Below are 23,993 nucleotides of genomic sequence, written 5' to 3' on the forward strand. Positions count from 1 at the left end.
CGGCAAAGGTCACACGTTCGAATCTTGTCGGGTGCGCCATGCTGCGAAATTTGCAACATTCTAAGACATTGGGCGGTGGAGTCCCTGGTTCGGAGCGCAACGTCGCGCAATAGTTGAACCTTACCGCAGACTGGATCTGCGAGTTTTGCCAACATCCCTCGGTGAGGCCAAATGAATGCAAGTCCGGCGCCCAGGTTTTCCAAGGACAATCAGCATTTCGTGCCGCGGTTCTGGATAAAGCGATTTGCCGGATCCAACGGGCGTATTTTAGGTCGAAGGCGCGGCGAGGCCCGAGCATTCCAGGTCGCGGCCGGCGATGTTATGACTAGCGACTGGACGTATACGCTGTTCGACGGTTGGTGGCGCCCGGCCGACAAGTTGGAGGATGCTCTGTCAGTCTACGAGGGCGAAGCGGCGACCGTGATGGCTGCGGTTGACGACGTCTCGTCAACGTTGTCGCCTCTGCTGAAAGAGAAATTATGCGAAGCGATTGCGGTATCGGGATGTCGTCTCCCGTGGGTGATGAGGCGTGGTCATCAACGCATGAAAGAACTGGCGGCAGCCTTTGCGAGCATCTTGGAGTGCAAAGACGATCGTCAATCTATTCAGGACATCAGAAATCGGTTCGGGGTTGATCTGTCAGAAGCAGATTGCCTATCACCTTCGCTAAGGCTCGCTTGCTGGTAGGACAACCGCGACCGCTTGAGGCTTGGCAAGCGGTGGAATGTGGCGCCTGACGGCCGCAAGCGCGACGAATACCAGGACCATTCCCCCGCCAAGCATCATCAAATAGGCCGACGCGCCCCCCGAGGTGATCACGGCAGCTCCCGCGAACGCGCTCAGGATCGCACCAAATCGTCCAAATGCGAGGGAAGCCGCTGTTCCCGTCGCACGCACGGCGGTTGGGTAGACGTATGCACACAGCGCGAACATCGTCGCCTGCGCCGCATTGACGAACAACCCGTGCACACCCAATCCGGCGATGAACAGTGACGTATGGTCCCTGGCGCCGAATTGCTGGAGGAAAAGAGCGCTGACGGCGCCGCCGGCGCAGCATGCCAGCAGCGGCCAACGAGATCCGAAGCGTGCAATAGCCACTGCACAGAACAGCGCGCCGAACACGCCACCCATGTTATAGGCGGTCAGCCCGGAGGCTGCGACTGCCACGTCGAGGCCCTCAGAAGCGAGCATCGTGGGCAGCCAGCTGAAGGCGCTATACACCGCAAGCAGGCACATGAAGAACGCGCACCAGATCGCGATGGTGTCGTGTGCGAGTCCAGTCTCAAACAACGCCGTCACACCCCTGCGCTGCTCGGCATTCTGCTCGGTCCTGTCGCTGAACACGGCATTCGCCGGGCTCGCCCGCGACATGCGCGCGAGCAAGCGCGACAATTCCGGCCAGCGCGCCGGGCGACGGACCAGGAAGCGCGGGGATTCGGGCAGCCCGACCAGGAGCAGGAAGCTCAGGGCAAGCGGCAGCGCCCCACCGATGAAGAAAAGCGCGCGCCAACCCTGCGAGGGCAGCACGGCGCTGGCGAACAGTCCCGCGAGCATCCCGCCCAGCGGCACGCAGACGATGGTTGCCGTCACCGCCAATGTGCGGCGGCGCAGCGGCGTGAACTCCGCGGTCGTCGTGGTCGACGTCGGCAGGGCGCCGCCGATGCCAAGCCCGGCGATGAAGCGAAGGCAGGCGATCGTCAAGAGATCCGGCGCAAGACCGATCGCAGAGGTCGCCGTGCCGAACACCAGCACGCTGCCGATCACCGCCCAGCGGCGCCCGAACCGATCCGCAAACAGCCCCGCACAAGCACTGCCAACCGCCATGCCGACCAGGCCGGCTGCGACCACCGGCGCGAAGGCCCCGCGGGTGACGCCCCATTCCTTCATGATCACGGGAATCGCAAATCCGATGAGCTGACCGTCGAAGCCGTCCATCACGATCGACAGCGCGGCCAGCAGGACCACGACCTTCTGGAACCCCGTGAACGGCCCCTCATCGAGCAACTCGCCGACATCGATTGCAGCGGACGTGCGTGGAGCGGAGAGATTCATGATCTGGGCTTCTCTTGAACGAGGAATTTGCATCGTGCGCCGCCATCCGCATGCTGCCCCGGATGGCGCCGGGGACGCGATGCAGCGTGCCGAGATCGGCCTTGAGCACGTCGGCACGCTTCGTCGCCGACGTCGCTGTCAGAACGGATAGTGACGCGGAGTCGTCTGCATAGTGACCCAGCGAAGCTCGGTGAACTCGGCGATGCCGGCTTTGCCGCCGAATCGCCCGAAGCCGCTCTCCTTGACGCCACCGAAAGGCATCTGGGCCTCGTCATGGACGGTGGGCCCGTTGATATGGCAGATGCCGGACTCGATTTTCGCAGCGACCCGCAACCCTCTTGCGGAGTCCCCGGTGAAGACGGCCGACGACAGGCCATAAGCATTGTCGTTCGCGCAGGCGATCGCCGCTTCCTCGCCCTTGACGCGGACGATCGGCTTGACCGGACCGAAGGATTCCTCGCTGTAGATCCGCATGTCCGCGGTCACCTGATCGAGCAGAGTGGCCGGCATCAGCGTCGACTCCGCCTTGCCGCCGCACAACAGCCTCGCTCCCTTGGCGAGCGCATCGTCGATCAGCTCATTGCAGCGATCGACCGTCGCCATGTCGACAACGGAGCCCAGCACCACCGGGCCCCTCCGCGGATCGCCCAGGGGCAGCTGACTGGCCTTGTCGGCCAACCGCTGGACAAAGTCATCGGCAATGCTCTCGTCCACGATGATCCGTTCCGTGGACATGCAGATCTGCCCGGAATTGGCAAACGCGCCGAAGGCGGCGGCGTTGACCGCAGCATCGAGATCGGCGTCGTCGAGGACCAGGAGCGGCGCCTTGCCGCCGAGCTCGAGCACGGCGGGCTTTAAGTATTTGGCGCAGACCCCAGCAATAATCTTGCCGACGCGGGTCGAGCCGGTGAAATTGACGCGGCGAACCGATGGCTCGGCAATCATCGCCGCCACGATCGAGGCGGCATCCGTCGGGGCGTTGGTGACATAGTTGACGACGCCGGCAGGAAAGCCCGCCTCCCGGAACGCCTCGACGATCAGACCGTGCGTCGCCGGGCAAAGCTCCGATCCCTTCAGGACCGCCGTGTTGCCGCAGGCCAGCGGCAATGCGAGTGCGCGCACGCCAAGAATGACCGGTGCGTTCCAAGGCGCCATGCCGAGGACGACGCCGGCCGGCTGGCGCACGCCCATCGCCAAACTTCCCGGTACGTTGGACGGAATGATTTCGCCGCCGATCTGCGTCGTCATGGCGGCTGCCTCGATCAGCATGCCGGCGGCAAGATGGACATTGAACCCGCTCCACAGCGCCGACCCTCCGGTTTCGGCGGCGATCGCCGCCGCAAAGGCATCGGCCTTGGCTTCAAGGCAATGCGCCGCCTTGGTCAGAAGCGCGCGCCGCTCGGAGGGTCCCGTGGTGGACCAGGACGGAAAGGCGCGCGCTGCAGCACGCACCGCCGCGACGGCGTCGGCCGGCGTTGCTGCCGGAGCCCGCGTTGCAACGGTCGAATCGAGCGGGTTCTTCCGTTCGAAGGTTGCGCCGGCCGCAGCCGGCCGCGGCTGTCCGTCGATCAGCATGGAAATCGCATTCATGGTTTTCTCCCCGTTTTTATCGATTTGTTTGGACGCAGGGCAGTCGTCGACCTGAACGTCGATCAGCATCGGTCCATCTGACGCGAAGGCCTTGTCCAGCGCGTCGTGCAGCGTCTCGGCATCGCGGACACGGACTGCGGGACAGCCCATTCCCTTTGCGATCGCCACGAAATCGAGACCGGGCAGGTCGGTGCCCTGAACAGGCTCCTGCGATCCAAATCCGAAAACCGAAGCAAAGTCCTGCAGCGCAGCGTAGCGGCCATTGTTCACGATGACGAACGTGATCGGAAGCGAGAGTTGAGCCGCGCTCCAGACGGCCTGGTTCGAATAAAGACTCGAGCCGTCGCCAATCACTCCGATCACTCGCGTGCCCCGCTTTCCCAAGGCCACGCCGACAGCCGCCGGCATGCCGTAGCCGAGGCCGCCGCTGTCCATCGTGTAGAAGCCCTCGCTGCGAAGGATGGGCAAATGGGCGTGCATCACCGGCCGGCTGGTGGGCGCTTCCTCGACGATGATGCTGTCGACCGGCCGCCTCTCGGCGAGCGATTGCAAGAGATAAGCCGTGGATAGCGGTGCCGTCGGCCGCGCCCGCGGTGCGGCCGCACGCGGAGGCGGCGCAATACGCGCAGGCGGCTTCGCCCGTGCCAGCAGATCGATGAGCCCGAGCCGTATGCTGCCGACGGCGGCCATGCCCAGCGGCGTCCAGGCGGCGGTTTGGGGATCGTCGGTCAACTGGACGAGCGTGGCACCGGCAGGCACGTGTGCGCCGAAGCCCTCGACGTGATAAGTGAACGCCGGCGCGCCGATCGCGAATACGAGATCGGCACCTTTGAGCAGACCGACGATCTTCTCCCGCATGGCCGGCAGGAATCCGGCGAACAGGCGATGGTCCTCCGGAAAGCTGCACCGGCCTGACATCGGGGCCACGACGACCCGCGCGTTATGCGCTTCCGCCAGACGGACCACTTCAGAGAACGCCGAGTCCCGGTCAACCGCACCGCCGACGACGAACACCGGGCTCGTTGCGCCATCAAGGGCCTGCGCAATCTGATCAAGCACGATCGGATCGGGCCTGGTCTGCTGACTGACGAGGCGGACCGGCAGATATTCCGCCGGGCGATCCCAGTCGTCGACTGGAACCGAAACCAGCACGGGCCCGCGCGGCGGCATCATTGCAAGATAGTAAGCGCGTGCAATCGCATGCGGCACATCCTCAGCACGCGCAGGTTCGACGCTCCATTTCACATACGGCTTCGGAAGCTCCGTTGCCTCGCGCGAGGCGAGAAACGGATCGAAGGCCAGCATCGACCGCGCCTGCTGCCCGGCTGTGATGACCATCGGCGTGCGGTTCTTGAACGCGGTGAAGATGTTTCCCATCGCGTTGCCGACGCCGGCTGCCGAATGCAGGTTGACGAATGCGGCGTTGCGCGTTGCCTGCGCGTAGCCATCGGCCATTCCAACCACGACGGCTTCCTGCAGGCCCAGAACATAGCGGAAGTCGTCCGGAAAATTCCGGAACAGCGGCAATTCCGTCGACCCCGGATTTCCGAACACCGTGGTCATGCCGAACCGGCGCATCAGGTCGCAGACGGCGCCCCTGACGGTAGGGCGCGTCGCCTCGGAGTGTGGTCTGTCGGTCGCAGAGCGTATGGCTTCCTGCATAGGCGCAACCCGGCTTTCAAATCGGCTTCATTCGCTGTCCTTCAAAACATTCCATTGCCGTTCGCTGCCGTTTCAGGAACTGGCTGAATAATGTCCCAGTGCTCCACGATTTTCCGATCCTCCAGTCGAAAGATATCGACAATAGCCGATCCCCGTGTCCCCGGATCTCGAATCGCATGCGAATGGACGATCACGTAATCTCCATCCGCGAATACGTGCCTTGGTTCTGAATGTGCCTGAGGATAGCTTTTTCGGAGAAACTCGATGAACTTGCGAAAGCCTTCGACGCCATCGGCAGCCCCCGGATTATGCTGAGTGTAACGCGAGCCCAAATAGGAGGTTATGGCCTCCACATTTTTGCCATTGAGCACCTTTTCGTAAAAATCCAGAACGATCTGCTTGTTCTGCGTTTCCGCGGCCGATTCTTGCGCAATGGCCAACGAACCACTGCCAGCCAAAACGAGAGCGACGACTACGGTGGTGACGACGCGATTCATTTTCGGTTTCCTTCTTTCAAAGTCGTCTTCTGCTTTGCTGCACTTTTTGCCGCCCAACACGCATCACAGCGGTTTAAAGAAGAACGTTGCAGAGCACTCCAGGTGGGCAACTTCCTGAACATACGAAGCGCTGAATACCCGAAGCTTTGTCATGTCCATCTTATTGATGCTCACGCCGCGCATCGGTCGGCAGGCCAACAATCGAACGGATATCGCAATAGTCTCCATTTGCTTTCGTGACTGCCGCAAGGATCGGGCCCAACAGGGGCGCGACGTAATCCATTGGCGCCATTAGGCGTTGACGTAGCAGCCGAGCCCCGCGGCCGTCAGCGAAGCGGAGACGTGATAATGCTGGTACGCTTCCCTCACCTTCGCGTTTAATGCGCCGCGTGCCACGAGCCACATGATCAGCTCTGCGCCCTCGTGGCCCGCCTCTCTCATGTACTCTCCCAGCGGGATGTTCGTCAGGGCGATCGGGTCGTCCACCAAGTTCTTGAGGAACATGCGGTCAAAAGGCGGCTTCATGAAGCCCGCGCGTTCACCCTGGAGCTGATGCGACATGCCGCCCGTCCCTAAGATCAGCACGCGCGTATCCTTGGGATAGGCGTCAACGGCCTTTCGTATCGCCTGACCGAGCTTGAAGCAGCGGGCTGGCTGCGGCAGCGGAAACTGAATGGTGTTGACCATGACGGGTATGACCTTGGTCGGCCAGGCCTCGATTTCGCCTGCTGGCCCTCCGAAGGCGATACTCATCGGCACGGAGAAGCCGTGGTCGACGCCCATCTCCTGATACATCGTGACGTCGAATTCCTGCGCGACCAGATGCTCGATCAGGTGCCACGAAAATTCGGGATCGCCCTCGAACGGCGGAATTGGGCGCGGTCCCCAACCTTCATCGCCCGAGCGATATTCCGCGGCCGCGCCGACGCCGAAAGTGGGGACGCGGTCGAGGAATATTTCGAGGCCATGATCGTTGTAGACGACGATCGTCACGTCGGGCGCGAGCTTCCTCACGAATTCCTTGGCCGGAAGATATCCATCGAACAGCGATTTCCAATAGGCGTCCTGGGTCAGCCCCTGATCCATGGCGATGCCGATCGAGGGCACATGGGAGGTGGTCACCGCTCCGATGATCTCAGCCATTGTCGAGTTCCTTGTGCGAATTGAGCTTTGCGCGAAATTGCTCCAGCGTCATCGCGTTTTGCTGCGCGCCGACATGCTGCATCGAAACGTGGTCGATGGCGGCCAATTTGTAGACGTAATAGATGTTGCCGCCGGAGCGAACCATGCCGATCCAGTCTCGCGACATGACCAATCTCGTGGTCTCGTCATCCAGCGCGAACTTGCGGCAGTAGGCCTGCTCGTTAGCCGCGAAGGCAGCGCGGTTCTCAGGGCTCGTCAGCGACATGCACATCTTGTTGAGCGCAAAGTTCTTGCGAGCCCGTTCGCCGTCGAAGAGATAGGTACCCTGCAACGAGCGCGCCGTCGCCTTGTCGTGCTCTATTCTTGCCGATACGTCGTCAGCCATGATCGTCTCCGGCTTCTAGAACGGAAGTCCAACAAACTGCTCGGCAAGTGCGGCCTGGGCGTGCTCCGATCGCGTGAGGTGGTCAAACTCGCTGGAGCGGATCTTGGCCAGGAAAGGATCTTCACCTGGAAAGACGTGGAGAAGCGTCGTGAGCCACCAGGACAGCCGCACGGCGCTCCACACGCGCCTGAGTGCGGTTTCAGAATAGGACTCCAGCAGATCGGATCGCCGATCGGCGTAGAACGCGCACAAGGCCCGGGAGAGACAAAAGACATCGGAGACCGCCAGGTTCAGTCCTTTCGCGCCGGTCGGCGGCACGATGTGCGCCGCATCGCCCGCGAGGTAGAGCGCGCCGTACTGCATCGGCTCGGAAACGAACGAGCGAAGCGGCGCGATTGATTTCTCGATCGAGGGACCCGTAACGATCTGGGCCGCGATATCCACGGGAAAGCGCGCCTTCAGCTCGCGCCAAAATCGCTCGTCGGACCAATCTTCGGGGCTATCAGTCGCGGAGCACTGCACGTAGTACCGGCTGAGCCTGGGTCCACGCTGAGATGCAAGAGCGAACCCACGCTCACTGTAGGCGTAAATGATATCGTGCAGAGGCGGCGTCTCGGACATGATTCCGAGCCAGCCGAACGGGTAGACCCGTTCGTAGGCCCGGCGAGCTTCCGCCGGCATAGATTGTCGCGACACGCCGTGGAAACCATCGCAGCCCGCAATGAAGTCGCAATCCACGCGGTGCGTCTTGCCCGCCTTGACATAGGTCACGTATGGGCGCCCGGACTTCAGGTCATGCAATGCAACTTCCTCGGCCTCCTCCACGATCTGGCCGGCAGCTTTCTCGCGAGCGGCATAGAGGTCTTCGGTGATCTGCGTCTGGCCGTACGCCATCATCGTCTTGCCGGTGAAACGACGTCCATCGATCAGAAAGGTGTCGTATCCCGGCCACTCGATGCGAATCCCGTCATGGACGTGACCTTCCCGGTCCATTCGCGCTCCAAGACCGTATTGCCTCAATAGCTCGACCGTCCCGGCCTCCAGCACGCCCGCGCGAATGCGCTCAAGCACATAGGCCTTGGATTTGCGCTCGAGGACGATGCTGCCGATCCCGTTGAGCTCGAGGATGTGGGACAGCAGCAGCCCCGAAGGCCCACCGCCGATGATGGCAACCTGAGTACGCAACTAGGGTCCCTCCCAAGATGATTTTGACCTTAGTCGCACCTCCCAGCAGGCATGTCAATGAAAAGTGGACCACGGTCCGTATGTTGGACCGGTCTTGCTGGCACGCAGCACGCGAATCCGATGTCCTGATCCGACGGGTTCACTGGCTCGAAACGAACGGCAGCGCGCCGTGGCGCAGGCCCGAGCGGCCCTATGACCGTCGGAGAGACGGCAACGTGCGACTAGCGAAGGATTCGCTGCGCAAGGAGGATCGAGGCTTGGTACGGCGGGATGATGGAAGTCTTCCGGAGAGAGACTTACGAGGGATATTTGCCTTGCAGGGCGCCGGCGACGTTCATCGCGGTCTTCTTGACGATCGGCAACAAAACGGCATCTAGGTGCTTCTGGGTGACGACATCGTCGAAATAGATCATGGAAATAGCGCCGCCGCCTCCGGGGACGGGCACCGCGGCAACCCGCATGTTCGGACCCAACTCGGGAAGCGAGCGCGTCGCGTAACCTGCCTGGGCCGCTGCCTCGATCCGCCGCTTCGTCGACGCGATCTGCGACTGGTGTTTGAGGAGCCGCTTAAGCCACTTGCCCCGCTCGAGGTCGCTTAAGCTGGACAGGTAAGCCACTCCGGCTGCGCTATCCAGAATTGGAAACCGTCGCCGCTCGAACAACTTCAGCTTGATGGGCGCGCGTTCGCGATTGTTCGCCTGGATCAACATCGCCCCCCCGTCCTGGACGAGATATTCGGCCGGCCATTTGAGTTCATCCGCCAGGAGGTCCAGGGCCACTTGGATTAGTCCCTCGGTTTGATTCTTGCCGATCAACGAACGCGACAAAGAGGCGACTTTCGGCGTGACCCGATAGGTGAGCGTCTCAGGATCCTGGGCGGCATAGCCTTCGGCTTGGAGGGCGTGGAGCAGTCGGATCACGGTCGCCTTGGGCAAGTTCGTCTCCTTGACAAGCCCCGTGACGGTGGCCGTTTCCAGATCGTTCAGCGCCGCTAACAGCCGCAGACCGCGCGCCAGTGCCCCGGTCGGGCCATCGGTGGCAAGTAAATCCTGCATGTGGCAGCGTCCGCTGTGCTAGAGACCAATACTCTATGTTTCACAGGAGGCGCGCCGTTGCAACGGCAGCGCTGGCCGCGAGCTTCCTCCAGTCGCGACGACCGAACGACTTCCGCCGAGCTTGATGCACCTCCGACAAACTTCGCTTGGCGCGGGCGACGCTGCCTACGCCAAAAAAACAGCGCATCTCCACTTCCATTGCCGTCGACGCTTGGTGCGTCCATCTTAGGCCGACAACGTGAGCACTCTAGACTAGTCCTAGTGGACTTCGAGGACAGGAAATGATGGACACCAAGATGTCATTCGGCCTGCAACATTGTCCCCTGAGCGGGGGGATCGGCGTCAAAAGTTGATCGCTTCTTCCTCAGCCGGCGCTATGACCAGCCTGGAGTTGATGATCACCGATGACGATCGCAATCAGCTCGCTCCCGCGACGAACATTCCGCTCCTTCTGCTACTTTAACATTGGGTGCAACGTCCCAAAAATCCCGGTGGCTCACGCAGCCACCGGGAAGTCTGGGAGGAAACGCCGCCTCGCGGCGTGGCTGCTGTCAGGTAGACAGCATCTGTTACGAGCTGATCGCTCGAAATTCCGCGCAGGATTCTTTGGTTAGATCGTGGAAACAACTCCGTGTTCGTGTCTCATGTTCAGATTCTTCTTCGGTGATCGCGACCGCAAAGCGGCAGCAGAGCAACGAGACGGGCCTAGCCCTTGCGTGAATAGGCTCAAGTCTCCAAAACCTATGCAGGCCATCTGTCGCAAGACCAGTTGCACGAGGCAACGCTCCTCTCAATAAGGTGCCCGGCCGGTAGAAGGGTTGGAACGTTCTGCTCCATTCGGCATCTGACCGGGCTGGTTTCTGTCATTCAAACGCAGGAGCCGCGTCAGTCGCACAAGGCAGCCGTATCGCCGAGCCGACCTCATCGGCTAATCGATTCAGCGACGCGGATAAGGCGAGAGGGATTTGAATCTGCTTGCTTCCGCTCTGACGTTTGCGCCAACTGCGCTCACCCGGTGTATGTAGCGACGATTGCGTTGATTTGGATCGACGGACCTTCACGAGTTCGGCTGACGATTCCGCACGGAACTCCTCCGGCTGCCTGAAGTGGCCGATGTCAATCGCAAGAAACAGCAACGAGCATAGAAAGGGCTTCGACAGGTCACCATAGAGCGACGCGACATCGTCACCTCCAGGCCCTTGCGACAGAAGACTACAAATCAAGTTGATCGCCAGGGATAGACCGAAGCCTTTTGCGCCCCCTGACGGCAACAGCATGCCTTCAATCGCTGCCGTTGCATCGGTCGTTGGATTGCCGTCCCGATCGACAGCCCACGTCGACGGAATCGGTTTGCCTTCCCGTTCATAAACACGGATCTTGCCGAGCGCCGCCTCGCTCAATGCCATGTCGAGCACAAAATCCGGCCCCTCGGATGCCGGAAGAGCGATCGAGAGCGGGTTATTGCCAACCAGCTTTTCGCGACCACCCGGAGCCGGCATCATCGGTTTGGTATTGCACATGGCGATACCGATGCAATCGCTGACACTCGCCTGCTGGGTGTACCGGGCCGCCGTCCCAAAATGAAAGCTGTTACGGACGACAACGACGCCGACACCAAACGCTTTGCTGCGCTTGATGGCCATCTGCATGGCTTCATCGCCCACGAGATGGCCAAACATTCCCTGCGCATCCAGCACCGCAATCGCCTCACGGCTCTCAACGACGACCGGCTCAATCGCCAGCGATACGCTCCCAATCAGAAGCCGTCGGATGTACATCTCGGCCTGAGACAGTCCATGCGACGGAAGGCCCGCAACATCGGCATCGACCAGTGCACGCCCCATCCTGGCAGATGCGGATGCCGGCAGACCTACGCGCTCGAACAGGCCTGCCAGGAAACTCTCAGCCTTCGATACTTGCACCGTAACTTGGTCGGTCATCGCAGTTTCTTTCGTTGTCTGCATCGGTAAAGAGCCCGCATCCCTGCTGGACGTCGGCTCGGGTCCCCCCTGCAATTACGACACGAACCAGCACCTCGCCGTGATGCACACGTTGGCAATGGCTCATGCGCGAGCAACAGAATTTCCGGACCGCCAAATCCTGACGGCGTGCACTGCAACGGCAGGTCCGTCACGATATGGCTTGCCGTTGAACGGACCCCTCTCGAAGAATGATGCCGCTTTCCAAATCAGCCTTCGGCAGGACGCGCCATGTCGCTAACATTCCGAGCGCGCTGACGGCCAAGAATCCCAAACTTATCGCCGGCACCGCCATCGCCGCGAGCGCGCTGCCAGACCAGCTCGCAACCCACGGCATGAGATTTTGGGCTACGAATCCACCAAGGCTGCCGATCGTGCTGATAGCTGCAATTGCCGTCGCCGCGTGCGCGCCTCTAAAGATTTGCGACGGGAGATACCAGAAACACGGGAACATTAGCGACACGCATGGCGTTCCGACCGCCAGGGCCACATAGCGCATCCAGTTTTGCGTCAGGAGCGTTGATGTAAAGAACGACATCATTCCGAAAAGCGCGATCCCCGCCATTCCGACGAGTACCGTGCGATGCTCGCGCAAATGTCGCGGCAAACCCAAAAGAAAAACAGCAGCAACGCCCCAAGGCAGCGCGTTCAGCATGCCATTCTGCGTGCCCGTGGCGCCAAATCCCTTCACTACCGTTGGAAGCCAATAGATGATTCCGTAGAGCGACAGTATGATCATGGTGTAGACGATTGCGAACCACCACACTCGCAGATCAATCAGAACACGCAGAGGATTGGTATGGATGGTGGATGCCGTTTCGTCACGGCCGAGTTCTTCGGCAAGCAACGTCTTTTCCTCGGCAGACAAAAACTTGGCCGCACTCGGATTGTCGGGAAGATACTTCAGAACCAGGAAAAACAAGATAGCAGCAGGCGCACCGGTTGCGATAAAGACCCACTGCCATCCGGCCAGGCCCAGCATGCCGTCAAGATCCAAGAGGATACCTCCAAACAGCGATCCGAACATATTGCCAAGCGGACTACCGATGGTGAGGAGGGCGACAGCCTGTACCCGCCGTCGTTTCGGAAACCAGAGCGTGAGATAGAAGATCATGACTGGATAGGCCCCCGCTTCCGCTGAGCCAACCAGAAAACGCAGTCCAGCGAACACGGATCCGTTCATGCTGAAGCCTAGGGCCACCGTGAGTACACCCCACGTCAGCAAAATACGGGCTAGCCAGAGACGCGCGCCCAACTTGTGGGCTGCCAGCGCACTGGGAATCTCGAAAAGAAGGTAACCGATGAAGAACAGCGATGACGCCAGCCCGTACATGGTCTCGGACATGCCCAGACCACCTACCATTTGCAACTTGGCGTAGCCGACGTTTGACCGATCGATCACTGACAGCATCATCAGGCCCATCAGCACTGGCATGATGTGCCACATGATGCGGTTCATTAGCGCATCGCCGCTCTCACGATTTGGCTTCATATTTTCCCCGTTCGACTGGCGCATTTTTTGGCCTTGTTGGTCGTCTTTATCAAGCGGCGCCGATCACAGGCTTCGCCGGCAGGATCAGTAGTCTCGCAGCATTTTCGCCAATAAGTTTTCTAATGCTGGCGTACGGCATTTGGAGATCGAGCAGCATTTGCGTGATGCTTCGGAAGCCGTCGACCGGACGCTGCGAACCGAGCAGCCCGAGGTCGGATGAAAGAATTGTGTGCTCAACGCCGGCGACATCAATGAGATGAGCCAGATCGTCCGAGCTGAACTTCTTCGGCTTCCCTTCGATGAACATACAAATCGAATGTTCCATCATCACGCCTAGCGAGACCATCTGACGAATATCGGTATCGCAAAATCCGACAACGTATGTGGGATGGTTGACCATCATCTTCTTTGCGCCCCGGCGAGCGGCTTCCTCGAAGAGGATATGCTGTTCGGTCACATGAAGATGACCGCCAGCCAGGATGATGTCTGCTTCCGCGACCAGATCGATGACCTTTTTGGCATCGTCGGTCAGCTTTCCGTTTGCATCCAGCGCGGAGAGTGGCATCGGATCCAGCATCTTCTGCGATGTCTTTGGAAAGGTCTTGGCCTGACCGCTGGCCTGGACGTTGATATGGTTGGCCGCCGAGAGCGTTGGCATCCAGACAATTTTTCCGCCCAGCTTGATCGCGTGATCCACTGCATGTGGATTGATGCCACCCGATGCATTGTTGAGCGCCACACCGGAGTACAAACGAACGCCGAGTTGCGGGAACAATTTTTCCAGGATGATGGCATGCGCCATCCCCGGATAAAAATGGTCCTTGTACAATACCGCACGGAATCCCGCAGCCGCGGCGTCGAGCAGTTCGTCATGATGATCGAGAATCCGCGGCATCGCGGCTGGACCGCTGTGACAGTGAAGATCGATCGCGCCGATCAGGAGTTCCTCGACCTCTTTAGGACGAGAGAGCGGTGGAAGAGAAACCGTGTCCGGATAGGCAACGGGATTATCGGCCATGGCGACTGCCTTTTTTTAGTTAGTTCTGGTCTTGGGGAGGAAGTGGATACTCGTCGCTGTTTAGGACCCAGCCGGGCTTGGTCGAGAAATCCATTCGCGGAGGACAGAACACGTCGACCAACAGATTGAGGCCGGGATCCATAGCTTGCGAGGTATGGATGGCGTGTGGCGGAATCACAGCGATGGACGGCGATCCGCAACTCTCGTGTGTGTCCTCGCGCCACTTCCCCATGTCCGGCGTCCAGGGCCATCGCATGTGGTGGATGAAGGTGCCCGCGAGCGCTAGCGAACACTGCTCGAAATCATCGTGATGATGCGGCGACATCTTGCTCGGATCGCGCGGGCCATTCTTGGGATCGAGGAAATTGACCATGAATGTCGAGCCTCGCCAAATACGACCGAAGCGGCCGGGTGAAGGCGGCACGTCGAGGCTATAGCTTCGAATCTTCGGTCCCGCAGACGGCTCCGGCCACGGTTCAAAGGCGGGCAAATTGGGGTGGGCAGACGCGTAGGATTCAGCATTCGAGCAGAGCGCCGCGAGATCCTTTGATTTCGTTGTGAACATGCGAATGATTTTAGCCGGACCAAGAAGTAAGATCGAACTGTTGCCCGGAGGTACGAAGGTGATGGAATGGCCGCCGACGGCGATCCGCTGGTTGCCCCAACTTATTTCCGCGCCGGCGCCGGGATCCGAAAGCAGTAAGACGTATTCATCGATTTGGCCGGTCCGGTTGAAGACCGCGCCTTTATGCGCGTCGCTGTAGGCAATGATGAAGTTCTGGCCTCTGGCGTACCAACTCTTGGCGCCATCCTTCTCTTCCACCGGTGACGTCTCGTAGAATTTTGCATACTCCGCGCCCGCGAACTGGGTCGGGTTGGATGCATCCTTGGCTGGTGCCGCGGTCAGCGCGGCACGTGGGTCAGTACTATGATACATGGGATTCTCCGGGCACAGTCACAAGCTTTTGGAAGTCGACAAGGGTCTGCGAGGCGGCACGTCGCATCTGCCCCTGATCGGATGAAATGATAAACGCGCTTGCGCCGAGATCGGCGAAGTCTTTCGCCTCCGTGGCGCTGCCAACCATGACACAAACCGGCTTTCTCGCCCGTTTCGATGCCGCCACGATGCGCTTGACCGCGTCCTGTACTTTTGGGTCAGCAGCCGATTTGACACCCAACGAAACAGTCAGATCTCCGCGGCCGATGAACAGTCCGTGGATACCTTCAACAGCGGCAATCTCATCAATACGATCGAGCGCCTCAGGGTCTTCGATCATCGCAATCACGCAAGCGGATGCATCCTGTTCTTCAACAAGATCCCACATCGGCGTGGCGCCGTATCCGCCCGCCCGGGCAGACCCTGAATAGCCACGACGGCCGCCGCGATATCTTGCTGACGCAGCAATCGCTCGCGCCTTTTCGACCGAAAAGACGTGCGGGACCAGCACGCCTGTGGCGCCACAATCGAGGCAAGACAGTATCTTTGCCGGATCGTCGGAGGACACGCGAACGATACTCGCCACGTTGGAGGCGCGAGCGGCCAGGACAACCATGTCGGTCGCGGCACGGTCGAACGGCGCGTGTTCTTCGTCGATCACGACGAAATCATAACCGAGCGCCCCGAAGATTTCAGTGGCATGCGTTGTCTGGGTTTTGATGAAGGCGCCCACCAGCGGCCTCAAACTCGAAAATCTCCGGCGGAATTCGGAGAAGTGGGACCTACTCGTGTTTCCCGGCAAGGTTGCCTCCGTGGAGTTTCTTCGCAACGCGGCAATATTCGTAAGGGCGTCGCAATTGGGTGTTAACGGACCATTGCAGCGCAACGCTCCCTGAGCCACACCTAAATAGGTCCGTTCCACCACGCAGAACGCAAAGGCAAATTCCTTTCGCTGCCCTCGCGCCGGACAACGGATATTGCGCCCCAATCGTTCGAAGCTGCGCGGTCGCCCGGCCAACAATCCGTTCAGCGTCGTTGCAATAGTGCTTTCGAACGACGTGGATGCCGGTTCGCGAGATGAAAACGCGCTGTGGTAAAGATTCAAACCATAAAGAAATGGCACCGCGGATCCCTCCGCGGTGCCATGACCTGTGCGCCTGCAAACGCAGATTGGGCGATCAGAACTTGACCGTAACGCCCGTGTAGAGAGTGCTTTCGGTGCAGCTGTGGTCGCTCACGCCATTGACGACACAAAGCGAACTCACGTTATGATCATAGTTGGCCTTGTTTTGCGAATAGCGATAGGAGACCCACACGTCAACCAAGTGGGAGTATTTCGGTCCCATAAATGCCTTGCTGGCATCAAGGGTAAGGCGAAGCGGCTCGGTATCGAAACTGGTGGCCCTATTGGCGCCGGTTAACAGCGGCGAGTTTTGGTTTCCGTTCCCTCCAATCCAGGTTGCTCGGCCGCTGATGGACCAGAACCGCATATTCTCGGGAAGGAAGCCCAGATCCATGTAATAGCTGGTCTCAAGGGCCCAGGTGGTTGGGAAATCCGTGTTGCCGTTCTCCGTACAGTTTACTCCGACATTGACGGTAGCAGCTGTAACACCGCACTGGAGATTGGCGTTGTGACCAAAATCCTTGTAAACCATGGGAGCCACGTTGACGTAGCCCTTGTAAGGAAGGTCGAAGGCAAATTGCAGGCCGCCCATGAAAGCGCGTTTAGCGTGCGCGGTGTAAATATTACTTACAGTGGCGTCAGCACCGACCACGAACGAAATGTTGTGCAATGGCCCGATGGTAAAGGCCTTGGTGTTGAAGATCTCATTCCAGTCAAAAGTCGAGCGCAACGACCCTGATCCAAAGCTCGCGCCGGCACAATCTGGTGTTGTAGCGACACCACGAATCACACCGACATTCGTGCAGGGATTTGCAGCAACGCCATGACCGTACTTGTCCAACGTGATGTTCACGCGATTGGTGCCGTAGGCCCACACGTCGAAGTGCGTGAACGCGTAGGTCTGCTTGGAGGTTTTGGCGTTGTACGTGCCGTCCGGATTCCGCGCATATTGGCCTGCAAAGACGGCGTCGGGCGCGTAGGCAAAGGTTACGCGGTCATCGATCACCCGGAAGAACGGAAGCTCGGCCGGTGCTTTAGCCTTGACCGGCAGATCCGCGCCGTTGGCCGGGAGATCCGCAGCTCCGGCTGAGCCCGTTGATGCTAACGCGGCAAGTGACAATACCGCAGCTACGAATGCTGTTTGACGTAAAGAAACTCTCATAGATCCCCCAATTGTCGATTCGAAGCCCCGCGGGCGATAGGCCGCCCGTTCACCCGATCGATACATGTGCGAAGAGCGCCAACCGATTTGCAGTGGATCAATGAAATGTGAATACCCCGCCATTTGCCATGGCTATTTCAAAGCGTTCCGCAGAGCGGCACCTTGGCAAATAGCTGCGCGGCGGTGTCGCCGACGATCCGTCTCGGGATGGCGATTGATCGACACTGTCGATTATGATCGTGACCGTTGGATCGCAGAGACGGATAACCGCAGGTTCAAACGACCACCGGCAGACTCTCGATTTCGATTGGCGAAATCTCTGTCGTCGTTTCGAGCCCGTGTTGGCAGTTTTTGATAGCGGGTTCGATCGCGGCCCCGTAGGTCATGCCGGATTGACTCGGTTTGGCAAGAAGCGGCCGCACCGGTCTGCGCAGCAGATGTCGCCCGCGCTGTCCATGATGTGGAACTGGCGATAGGCGTGACCTCTATCTCCGGCCTTCAGGATGCTGCGCGGCGATTGCCCTCGCGCAACAGCCTGCCCCATTCATCTCGTAATGGGGATTGACCAACGCCTGCGTTGCAATGGCTCCGACGCTCGCGGCGATGAACGGCACCCTCGCACCAACCGCAAAAGCCACGTGGCGACAACGAAGCCGAACTGACCGGTCTTGCTGTCCTTGGTGATGATCGATCAGGTCATCTATCTATCGCCCGGCCGCGTAGCCCTGCATGCCGCGCGGATTGGCGGCGGCGCGACGGCGGCGGCCGAGTTTCGACGCAGCGGTGAGGCGGCCTTCCGACCAGTCGGGGCCAGTTTCGACGATATGCCCGCGGCTTTGCAGATTCTCGAGGGTGACCTTCGGAATCCGATTTTCGACCACCATCACGCCGGGCCGCGCGGTGCGCGGCCAGAACGAGATCGGGAAATGCTCGGAATGCCACGCCGGGGCGTCGATAGCCTCCTGCAGATTCATGTTAGCGTGAACATGCCGCAGAAAAAACTGTGTGGTCCATTGATCCTGCTGGTCGCCGCCCGGCGATCCCCAGGCCATGTAAGGCTCGCCATCGCGCAGCGCCATCGTCGGGCTGAGCGTGGTGCGCGGACGCTTGCCCGGCGCCAAGGCCGCCGGATGGCCCTCCTCGAGCCAGAACATCTGGGCGCGGCTGCCGAGACAGAAGCCGATATCCGGGATCACCGGCGACGACTGCAGCCAACCGCCCGACGGCGTTGCAGAGATCATGTTGCCGGCCTGGTCGATGATGTCGAAATGCACGGTGTCGCCGCGCACCTCGCCGAACCTGCCGACGGTCGGCTCACCGGCTCCCATGGCACCGACCGCTTCGCGGCTGCCCTCCTGGCGGCGCAGTTTGATCACCGAGCCAAACCCTTCAACCGAGCCGGGCAAGAAGTCGAGCGAGGCTTTGTCCGAAATCAGCTGGCGGCGCTCGTCGTTGTATTGGTCGGATAGCAGCGTCTCGATCGGTATCTCGGTGAATTTTGGATCGCCGTAGAATTTCTCGCGGTCGGCGAACGCCAGCTTGGCGCATTCGATCTGCAAATGAATGAACTCCGGCCCGGTCGGATCGAGGCCGTCGAGCTCAAAGCGCTTAAGCAGCGCCAGTTGCTGCAGCATCACCGGCCCCTGGCTCCAGACACCGGGCTTGCAGACGGTATAGCGGCCGTAATCATACGTCAGCGGCGCCTCGACGGTCGGCTGCCAGCGCGCCATGTCGTCGGCGCGCAACGCGCCGCGATGCGGCGCCCCAGAAACGTCCATGATCTCTTGGTTGCGGCAGAACGCATCGATCGCCTCGGCGACGAAACCGTGCGACCACATCTTGCGGGCGCGCTCGATCTGCGCGACGCGATCGGCACCAGCACTTTCGGCTTCCTGCAGGATGCGCGCATAAGTTTCCGAGAGCTTCTTGTTTGAAAACAGCGTGCCGGGTCTTGGGACTTCATTGTTTGGCAGATAAACCGCTGCCGACGTCGGCCAGTGCTTGCGGAACAATTGCTCGACGGTGGCAATGGTCGCCGAAGCGCGTTCGACCAACGGATAGCCGTCGCGCGCATAGGCGATCGCCGGCTCCAGCACTTCGCGCAGCCGCAACGTGCCGTAGTCGCGCAGCAGCAGCATCCAGGACTCGAACGTCCCGGGCACGCAGGCAGCGAGCAATCCGGTTCCCGGCACCATCTCCAAGCCCTCGCTGCGATAGTGCGCAATGGTGGCGCCGGCCGGTGCCGGGCCCTGCCCGCAGATCACTTCGGTCTGCCCGCGTCTCACATCGTGCACGATGATCGGCACGTCGCCGCCCGGCCCATTCAGATGCGGCTCGACCACTTGCAAGGTGAAGGCGGTTGCGACGCCGGCATCGAAGGCGTTGCCACCTTTTTCCAGCATGCCCATGCCGACTGCGGTGGCGATCCAGTGGGTCGAGGTGACGACGCCGAAAGTGCCCTCGATTTCGGGCCGGGTGGTGAACGGATCACGATTGATGTTGCCCATTTGGGTCAAATTTCCTCTGCGTGGGCGACGTTGCCAGCGGCAACGACGATCATTTGGCCTGCTCGGGATCATCCGGATGAACCATTTCGAGAAGCTCTCCGCCTCGACGATCCGGTTCTGTTTAGGATACGCTCTAGCCTTGATGGTTGGCACGCAACCCTGGCCGGATCTCTCCCCTGAAGAAGAGCAGAGGCTCGTTCTCCGATCGCAGAACTTCCAGTTCGTCTACACAGCCTACAACGAAGAAATGGTCGCCAGTGTCATGCTCGGCCTCGAGCGTGCAACTAATGTATGCCAACGCACCGTCGAGTACCGGGAGACCCGATGCACAGTTGCTCCAGCCTACATTTGTGAACCGATCATCAGCACGACGCGAGAATGTCCGGCAAACGTCGTGCTGATCGTCACTGAGTATACTGACGCAAAATCGCTTAGCGTTGCGCAGCCGCGACCAGGTTTCGCTTGTCTTGGAGGGGGAGAAACCTATTAGCGGGGGATCGAGGGAAAGCGAAACAAGCGATTGCGCCGTGAAGCCGACCGGCCCCCCACGGTCGTAGCCCGCTATGACGACAATACCGGTGCAAAAGTGGCTCAGCGTCCTGCGGAAAAGGGATGGATCAATCGTTACACTGCTTAGCATCTTGCCGAATCCTATTGCTCTATGCCGCGGCCACGGAACACGAAGCCGGCGGCGGCGGCGCACTTGAGAAAATCGCGATGTGTCGTCATCGGCCCCTGAAAGACGATCATCCAATCCGGGGCGAGATGGTTATCGGCAAACAAGGGATTGCAAGGCTCTACCGAGGTCGCGCGGTGCCACCACGATTCCAACCGCGCGCACCTTCACCATAGATCTCAAACCCGGTATCGGTAACGGCAACCGTATCTTCGAGCTTGATGAAGCCGCGCTTGGGATGCATCAGCGTAGTCTCAATCGACACGACCATGCCTGACTCGAGTGGCCGCGTTGCGTCGTACGCGTCATAGGGTACCGGCCCAGTCGCGGTGAGCCGGGGCGCCTCGTGACCGACGAGCCCCATGCCGTGCGCCAGGAATTGTATACAACTGCGCTGCTTCGACCTGGCGAGGCACCCCTCGGCGGACGCATAGATCTCGCCGCCCATCGCGCCAGGCCTTACCGGCTTCATGGCGGCGCGCTGAACGTCCTCGATCTGCGCCAAAAGATCGACAAGCTCAGCGTCCGGCTCGCCCAAGATAGCCATGCGCGAGACATCGCCAATATAGCCGTCGAGGTTTCCGCCCGAGTCGAGGGAAAGCACGTCCCCCTCCTCCCAGCGCTGTCCGGAAGGCGCGCGGTTGTAGCTCGTGCCAGCAGCAATCAGGCAATATTCGAACGTCAGCCCGCGGCTGACCTCCTCGACCTTCAACGTGTCCACAATTTCCTGCTTTGTCGTGCCGGCGCCGTGCTTTGCGAACACCGCCTCCATCGACGCAATCACGCTCTCAGACGCGATGCGGAGCAGTTCCAATTCACCCGGGGACTTGCGCGCGCGTAGCCGCTCCAGCACGAACAGCCCATCGACGATTTCCACATCCGGCAACCCGCCACTCAACGTTGCAGCGGAGTCCATCGGCAAGAACGCCATCTCGACACCGAGGCGACGCACATTTCCGATCTTCTTGATATACTCGACCGCCTTTCTCGTTACATCGACCGAGCCACTTGACTTGAAATTCTGCTCTGGCGTCCAGAACGCCTTCACGTCGCGCTGATGACTCTCGAGACCGGTACCGAAGAATGCCGTCTTTTCCAGCTCGCCCCTAAAATAAATCACGATCGGCAGATAGCGACTGGTTCCTATAGCGTCCTTGTAGTCGAAGAAGAACGCGCGATGACCGCCGAGCAGGTACTGTACATTGTGTTTTGACGTAGTTAGCAGCACGTCAATGCCAGCCTCCTCCATGAGATCGTCGAGCAGTTCGGTGTCAAACGGGATCGATGGTGCAAGCGAACTAGTAGACGTAAGCATTTTGGCGTTCCTGAGGGTTTCACTCACATGATGGCCAGCGCCAAGGTCGGTGTCGCCGAGACGAGGACAATCGGGATGACCGATACGAAAGGTAGTTCAGCCGAAGACCTCCCATTCGCGCGGAGACCTTCTAATACTCGCTCCCTCGGCGTACTCCTGCGGCGCAGCGACTACGAGCGCAACACCGCAATCAAGGTCTTGGGTGGACCATTACAGGGTGACATCCTATGAGCCATAGCTAAGATGTTCCGTTCCACCACGCAGAACGCACCCAAGATGCACCCAAAAGACGACAAGGTCGAAGCAGCAGCCCGTACTCTTCTCCTGCTCGAAGAGCTCAATCGCCACGCCGTCGTGTCGATCGAGATTCTGCATCGCGCGACCCGCCTTCCGAAATCGACGATTGTGCGACTGATGAAGACGCTTTGTGCGATGGGTTATGCGACGAACGACCCTCGCCAGGGCGGTTACTCGGTCGCCTCGCGTGTCAAGTCGCTGAGTACTGGTTTCCAGGGAGATCCAATGGTTGTCGAGGCCGCTCGTCTGTGGGCGATAAGTTTCACGCGACAATATCGATGGCCTGTGGCGATCGCTGTCCTTGACGACACATCGATGCTCGTTCGGTTCAGCACCATTCCCGATAGTCCTGTCTCCCCCTCTCACAGCGTAATCAACACGCGGCTCAGTCTGCTCTGCAGGGCGTTGGGGCGCTCCTATATTGCGTTCTGCTCAACCGAGGAGCGTTCGATGCTTCTCGACAGGCTGGCCGAGAGCCGTAGGCCGGAAGACGCTCTCGCAACCGACAGAAAGCGCGCCTTAGCGTTACTGGGCTCCATCCGCAGGCAAGGCTTCGCCGAGCGCGACCCTACCGTCGAGCCGAAATCATCCAATACGATCGCCGTTCCGATATTCGAAGACGGTGAAGTGCAGGCAACCGTCGGAATGACCTACTTCGTATCTGCCGTTAGCCAAGACGATGTGCAGAACCGCTATATACCGCTCATCAAGACCCTGGCAGACAACATCGGCGCCAGCGTCGCGACACTGCGGAAGATCTAGTCTGGTCAGCCCAAGTGCTCCTTGACACCAAGCTCCGCCGCAGGGCCGTTCAATCCAGCGAGATTGTCCCTTCGTCTGCGATCGTTCCGCCGTCCATTTGCCGGGCAGACGTCACGCTATCACCGTGTACCCGCACGTCGCCCCCGAGCGGTTTTGGATTTGCCCACCTTGGCGCGTTCCTGGCGTGGTTACGCCTCAAACGAAAGCTCTGATTTCGGGTACTAGTTTCTTATCGCCGTGATCGCATCCGTAATTGCGAGCGTGCGCTCGGCCATGTCGGCGTGTAGCCGCTCCACCATCCGGCCGTCGAGTCGGATCGCGCCGCGCAAGACATTTTCCGGTTTCGCAAACGCAGCGATGATCTTGCGCGCTTCCGCAACCTCCTCCGCCGCCGGCGTGAAGATGGCGTTGCAGGTCTCGATGTGGCTCGGATGGATCAGCGTCTTGCCGTCGAAGCCGAGATCGCGGCCCTGCACGCATTCAGCCGTGAAACCGTCGATATTGCCGATGTCGCTGTAGGGTCCATCAAGAATTTCGAGCCCGTGCGCGCGTGTCGCCAGGATGCAGTGGGTGATCATCGGGATCATCGTGGCGCGGCCCGGCTGCGTCCGGATCCGTGTCTCCCGCGCGATATCATTGGGTCCGAACACGAAGCCGGCCAGGCGGGTTTTCTCGTTCTTGGCCGCCGCGGCAAGCTTATGGGCATCCAGCACCGCGCGCGGGGTTTCGATCATGGCCCAGACCCGAATCGAGGCGTCGGCGTCGATTTCGCTGAGACGATCGGCGATGGTATTGAGGTCATCGACGGCGGAAATCTTGGGAACCAGAATGCCATCGGGCTTGGCCTTACCGGCCATGCCGACATCGTCGACCCACCAGGGCGTGTCGAGGCTATTAACCCGGATCAACACCTCGCGCTTGCCGAAGCCGCCGGCCGCGATAGCCTCGGCTATCTGGTCGCGCGCCATGGCCTTTGCGTCGGGAGCCACCGAATCCTCGAGATCGAGAATGATGCCATCGGCCGGCAGAATTCGCGCCTTTTCCAGCGCCCGCGCATTCGATCCCGGCATGAACAACAGACTTCGGCGCGGACGGATCATGGGCGAGTTCCTCGGGGCATTTTTGAGCCACACAAATTGAAATTGAAGGGGAACGG

20 protein-coding genes and 1 pseudogene are annotated in these 23,993 nt (G+C 60.1%); 2 read left to right on the forward strand and 19 right to left on the reverse strand.

The window, feature by feature from the left end; genetic code table 11:
* The first annotated feature begins 171 nt into the window (after positions 1 to 171).
* Positions 172 to 687, forward strand: a complete 516-nt coding sequence (locus tag ABID59_RS00635; protein ID WP_354082108.1) for a DUF4238 domain-containing protein — start codon at positions 172 to 174, stop codon at positions 685 to 687.
* On the opposite strand, the gene ABID59_RS00640 is transcribed toward ABID59_RS00635, so the two are convergent.
* From ABID59_RS00640 to ABID59_RS00725, 18 genes and pseudogenes are all read right to left on the reverse strand, one after another.
* Complete coding sequence (locus ABID59_RS00640) at positions 667 to 2,052, reverse strand: MFS transporter (protein WP_354082109.1); 1,386 nt, start codon at positions 2,050 to 2,052, stop codon at positions 667 to 669. The two genes, ABID59_RS00635 and ABID59_RS00640, sit on opposite strands and share 21 nt — an antisense overlap.
* Before the next feature lie 138 nt (positions 2,053 to 2,190).
* Positions 2,191 to 3,642 (reverse strand): aldehyde dehydrogenase, encoded by a 1,452-nt coding sequence (locus tag ABID59_RS00645; RefSeq protein ID WP_354082566.1) that lies wholly within the window; start codon positions 3,640 to 3,642, stop codon positions 2,191 to 2,193.
* A 57-nt stretch (positions 3,643 to 3,699) separates the two neighbouring features.
* Positions 3,700 to 5,304, reverse strand: a pseudogene (mdlC, locus tag ABID59_RS00650) (benzoylformate decarboxylase); the annotation flags it as partial.
* Positions 5,305 to 5,345: 41 nt separating this feature from the next.
* A complete protein-coding gene (locus ABID59_RS00655; protein ID WP_354082110.1) occupies positions 5,346 to 5,801 on the reverse strand; it encodes a nuclear transport factor 2 family protein in 456 nt (151 codons plus the stop codon).
* Between the two features lie 291 nt (positions 5,802 to 6,092).
* On the reverse strand, positions 6,093 to 6,944 hold the full coding sequence (locus tag ABID59_RS00660) for a class III extradiol dioxygenase family protein (protein ID WP_354082111.1): 852 nt from the start codon (positions 6,942 to 6,944) through the stop codon (positions 6,093 to 6,095).
* Positions 6,937 to 7,329, reverse strand: a complete 393-nt coding sequence (locus ABID59_RS00665; RefSeq protein WP_354082112.1) for a protocatechuate 3,4-dioxygenase — start codon at positions 7,327 to 7,329, stop codon at positions 6,937 to 6,939. Before ABID59_RS00665 ends, ABID59_RS00660 begins: the two co-directional genes overlap by 8 nt.
* Before the next feature lie 15 nt (positions 7,330 to 7,344).
* On the reverse strand, positions 7,345 to 8,514 hold the full coding sequence (pobA, locus tag ABID59_RS00670) for a 4-hydroxybenzoate 3-monooxygenase (RefSeq protein WP_354082113.1): 1,170 nt from the start codon (positions 8,512 to 8,514) through the stop codon (positions 7,345 to 7,347).
* A gap of 296 nt (positions 8,515 to 8,810) precedes the next feature.
* Complete coding sequence (locus ABID59_RS00675) at positions 8,811 to 9,569, reverse strand: helix-turn-helix domain-containing protein (RefSeq protein WP_354082114.1); 759 nt, start codon at positions 9,567 to 9,569, stop codon at positions 8,811 to 8,813.
* 863 nt (positions 9,570 to 10,432) lie between these two features.
* Entirely contained in the window at positions 10,433 to 11,509 is a 1,077-nt protein-coding gene (locus ABID59_RS00680) for an Ldh family oxidoreductase (RefSeq protein ID WP_354082115.1), read from the reverse strand.
* A 190-nt stretch (positions 11,510 to 11,699) separates the two neighbouring features.
* Positions 11,700 to 13,064: an MFS transporter gene (locus tag ABID59_RS00685; protein ID WP_354082116.1), complete on the reverse strand. Its 1,365-nt coding sequence runs from the start codon at positions 13,062 to 13,064 to the stop codon at positions 11,700 to 11,702.
* Between the two features lie 25 nt (positions 13,065 to 13,089).
* On the reverse strand, positions 13,090 to 14,058 hold the full coding sequence (locus tag ABID59_RS00690) for a DUF6282 family protein (protein ID WP_354082117.1): 969 nt from the start codon (positions 14,056 to 14,058) through the stop codon (positions 13,090 to 13,092).
* A gap of 19 nt (positions 14,059 to 14,077) precedes the next feature.
* Positions 14,078 to 14,995: a cupin domain-containing protein gene (locus ABID59_RS00695; protein ID WP_354082118.1), complete on the reverse strand. Its 918-nt coding sequence runs from the start codon at positions 14,993 to 14,995 to the stop codon at positions 14,078 to 14,080.
* Positions 14,985 to 16,118, reverse strand: a complete 1,134-nt coding sequence (locus ABID59_RS00700) for an HpcH/HpaI aldolase family protein (RefSeq protein WP_354082119.1) — start codon at positions 16,116 to 16,118, stop codon at positions 14,985 to 14,987. The genes ABID59_RS00695 and ABID59_RS00700 overlap by 11 nt, the downstream gene beginning before the upstream one ends.
* Positions 16,119 to 16,173: 55 nt before the next feature.
* Positions 16,174 to 17,280: a hypothetical protein gene (locus tag ABID59_RS00705; protein ID WP_354082120.1), complete on the reverse strand. Its 1,107-nt coding sequence runs from the start codon at positions 17,278 to 17,280 to the stop codon at positions 16,174 to 16,176.
* Positions 17,281 to 17,765: 485 nt separating this feature from the next.
* Positions 17,766 to 17,918 carry a DUF1028 domain-containing protein gene (locus tag ABID59_RS37365; protein ID WP_502916767.1) on the reverse strand — a complete coding sequence of 51 codons (153 nt, stop codon included), beginning with the start codon at positions 17,916 to 17,918 and terminating at the stop codon, positions 17,766 to 17,768.
* A gap of 66 nt (positions 17,919 to 17,984) precedes the next feature.
* Positions 17,985 to 19,787, reverse strand: coding sequence for a gamma-glutamyltransferase family protein (locus tag ABID59_RS00715; protein WP_354082121.1), 1,803 nt, complete (start codon positions 19,785 to 19,787; stop codon positions 17,985 to 17,987).
* A 133-nt stretch (positions 19,788 to 19,920) separates the two neighbouring features.
* Positions 19,921 to 20,427: a flavin reductase family protein gene (locus tag ABID59_RS00720; RefSeq protein WP_354082122.1), complete on the reverse strand. Its 507-nt coding sequence runs from the start codon at positions 20,425 to 20,427 to the stop codon at positions 19,921 to 19,923.
* Between the two features lie 157 nt (positions 20,428 to 20,584).
* Positions 20,585 to 21,778: a M24 family metallopeptidase gene (locus ABID59_RS00725; protein WP_354082123.1), complete on the reverse strand. Its 1,194-nt coding sequence runs from the start codon at positions 21,776 to 21,778 to the stop codon at positions 20,585 to 20,587.
* Positions 21,779 to 22,021: 243 nt separating this feature from the next.
* Between ABID59_RS00725 and ABID59_RS00730 the strand changes: the two genes are divergently transcribed.
* The gene (locus tag ABID59_RS00730; protein ID WP_354082124.1) at positions 22,022 to 22,837 is read left to right on the forward strand and encodes a DNA-binding transcriptional regulator; all 816 of its coding nucleotides are present in this window, start codon (positions 22,022 to 22,024) and stop codon (positions 22,835 to 22,837) included.
* A 221-nt stretch (positions 22,838 to 23,058) separates the two neighbouring features.
* Here ABID59_RS00730 and ABID59_RS00735 read toward each other — a convergent pair whose 3' ends face one another.
* Positions 23,059 to 23,937 (reverse strand): HpcH/HpaI aldolase/citrate lyase family protein, encoded by an 879-nt coding sequence (locus ABID59_RS00735; protein WP_354082125.1) that lies wholly within the window; start codon positions 23,935 to 23,937, stop codon positions 23,059 to 23,061.
* Positions 23,938 to 23,993 lie beyond the last annotated feature (56 nt).

The organism is Bradyrhizobium sp. S3.3.6, assembly GCF_040546905.1.
Classification (GTDB): domain Bacteria; phylum Pseudomonadota; class Alphaproteobacteria; order Rhizobiales; family Xanthobacteraceae; genus Bradyrhizobium; species Bradyrhizobium cytisi.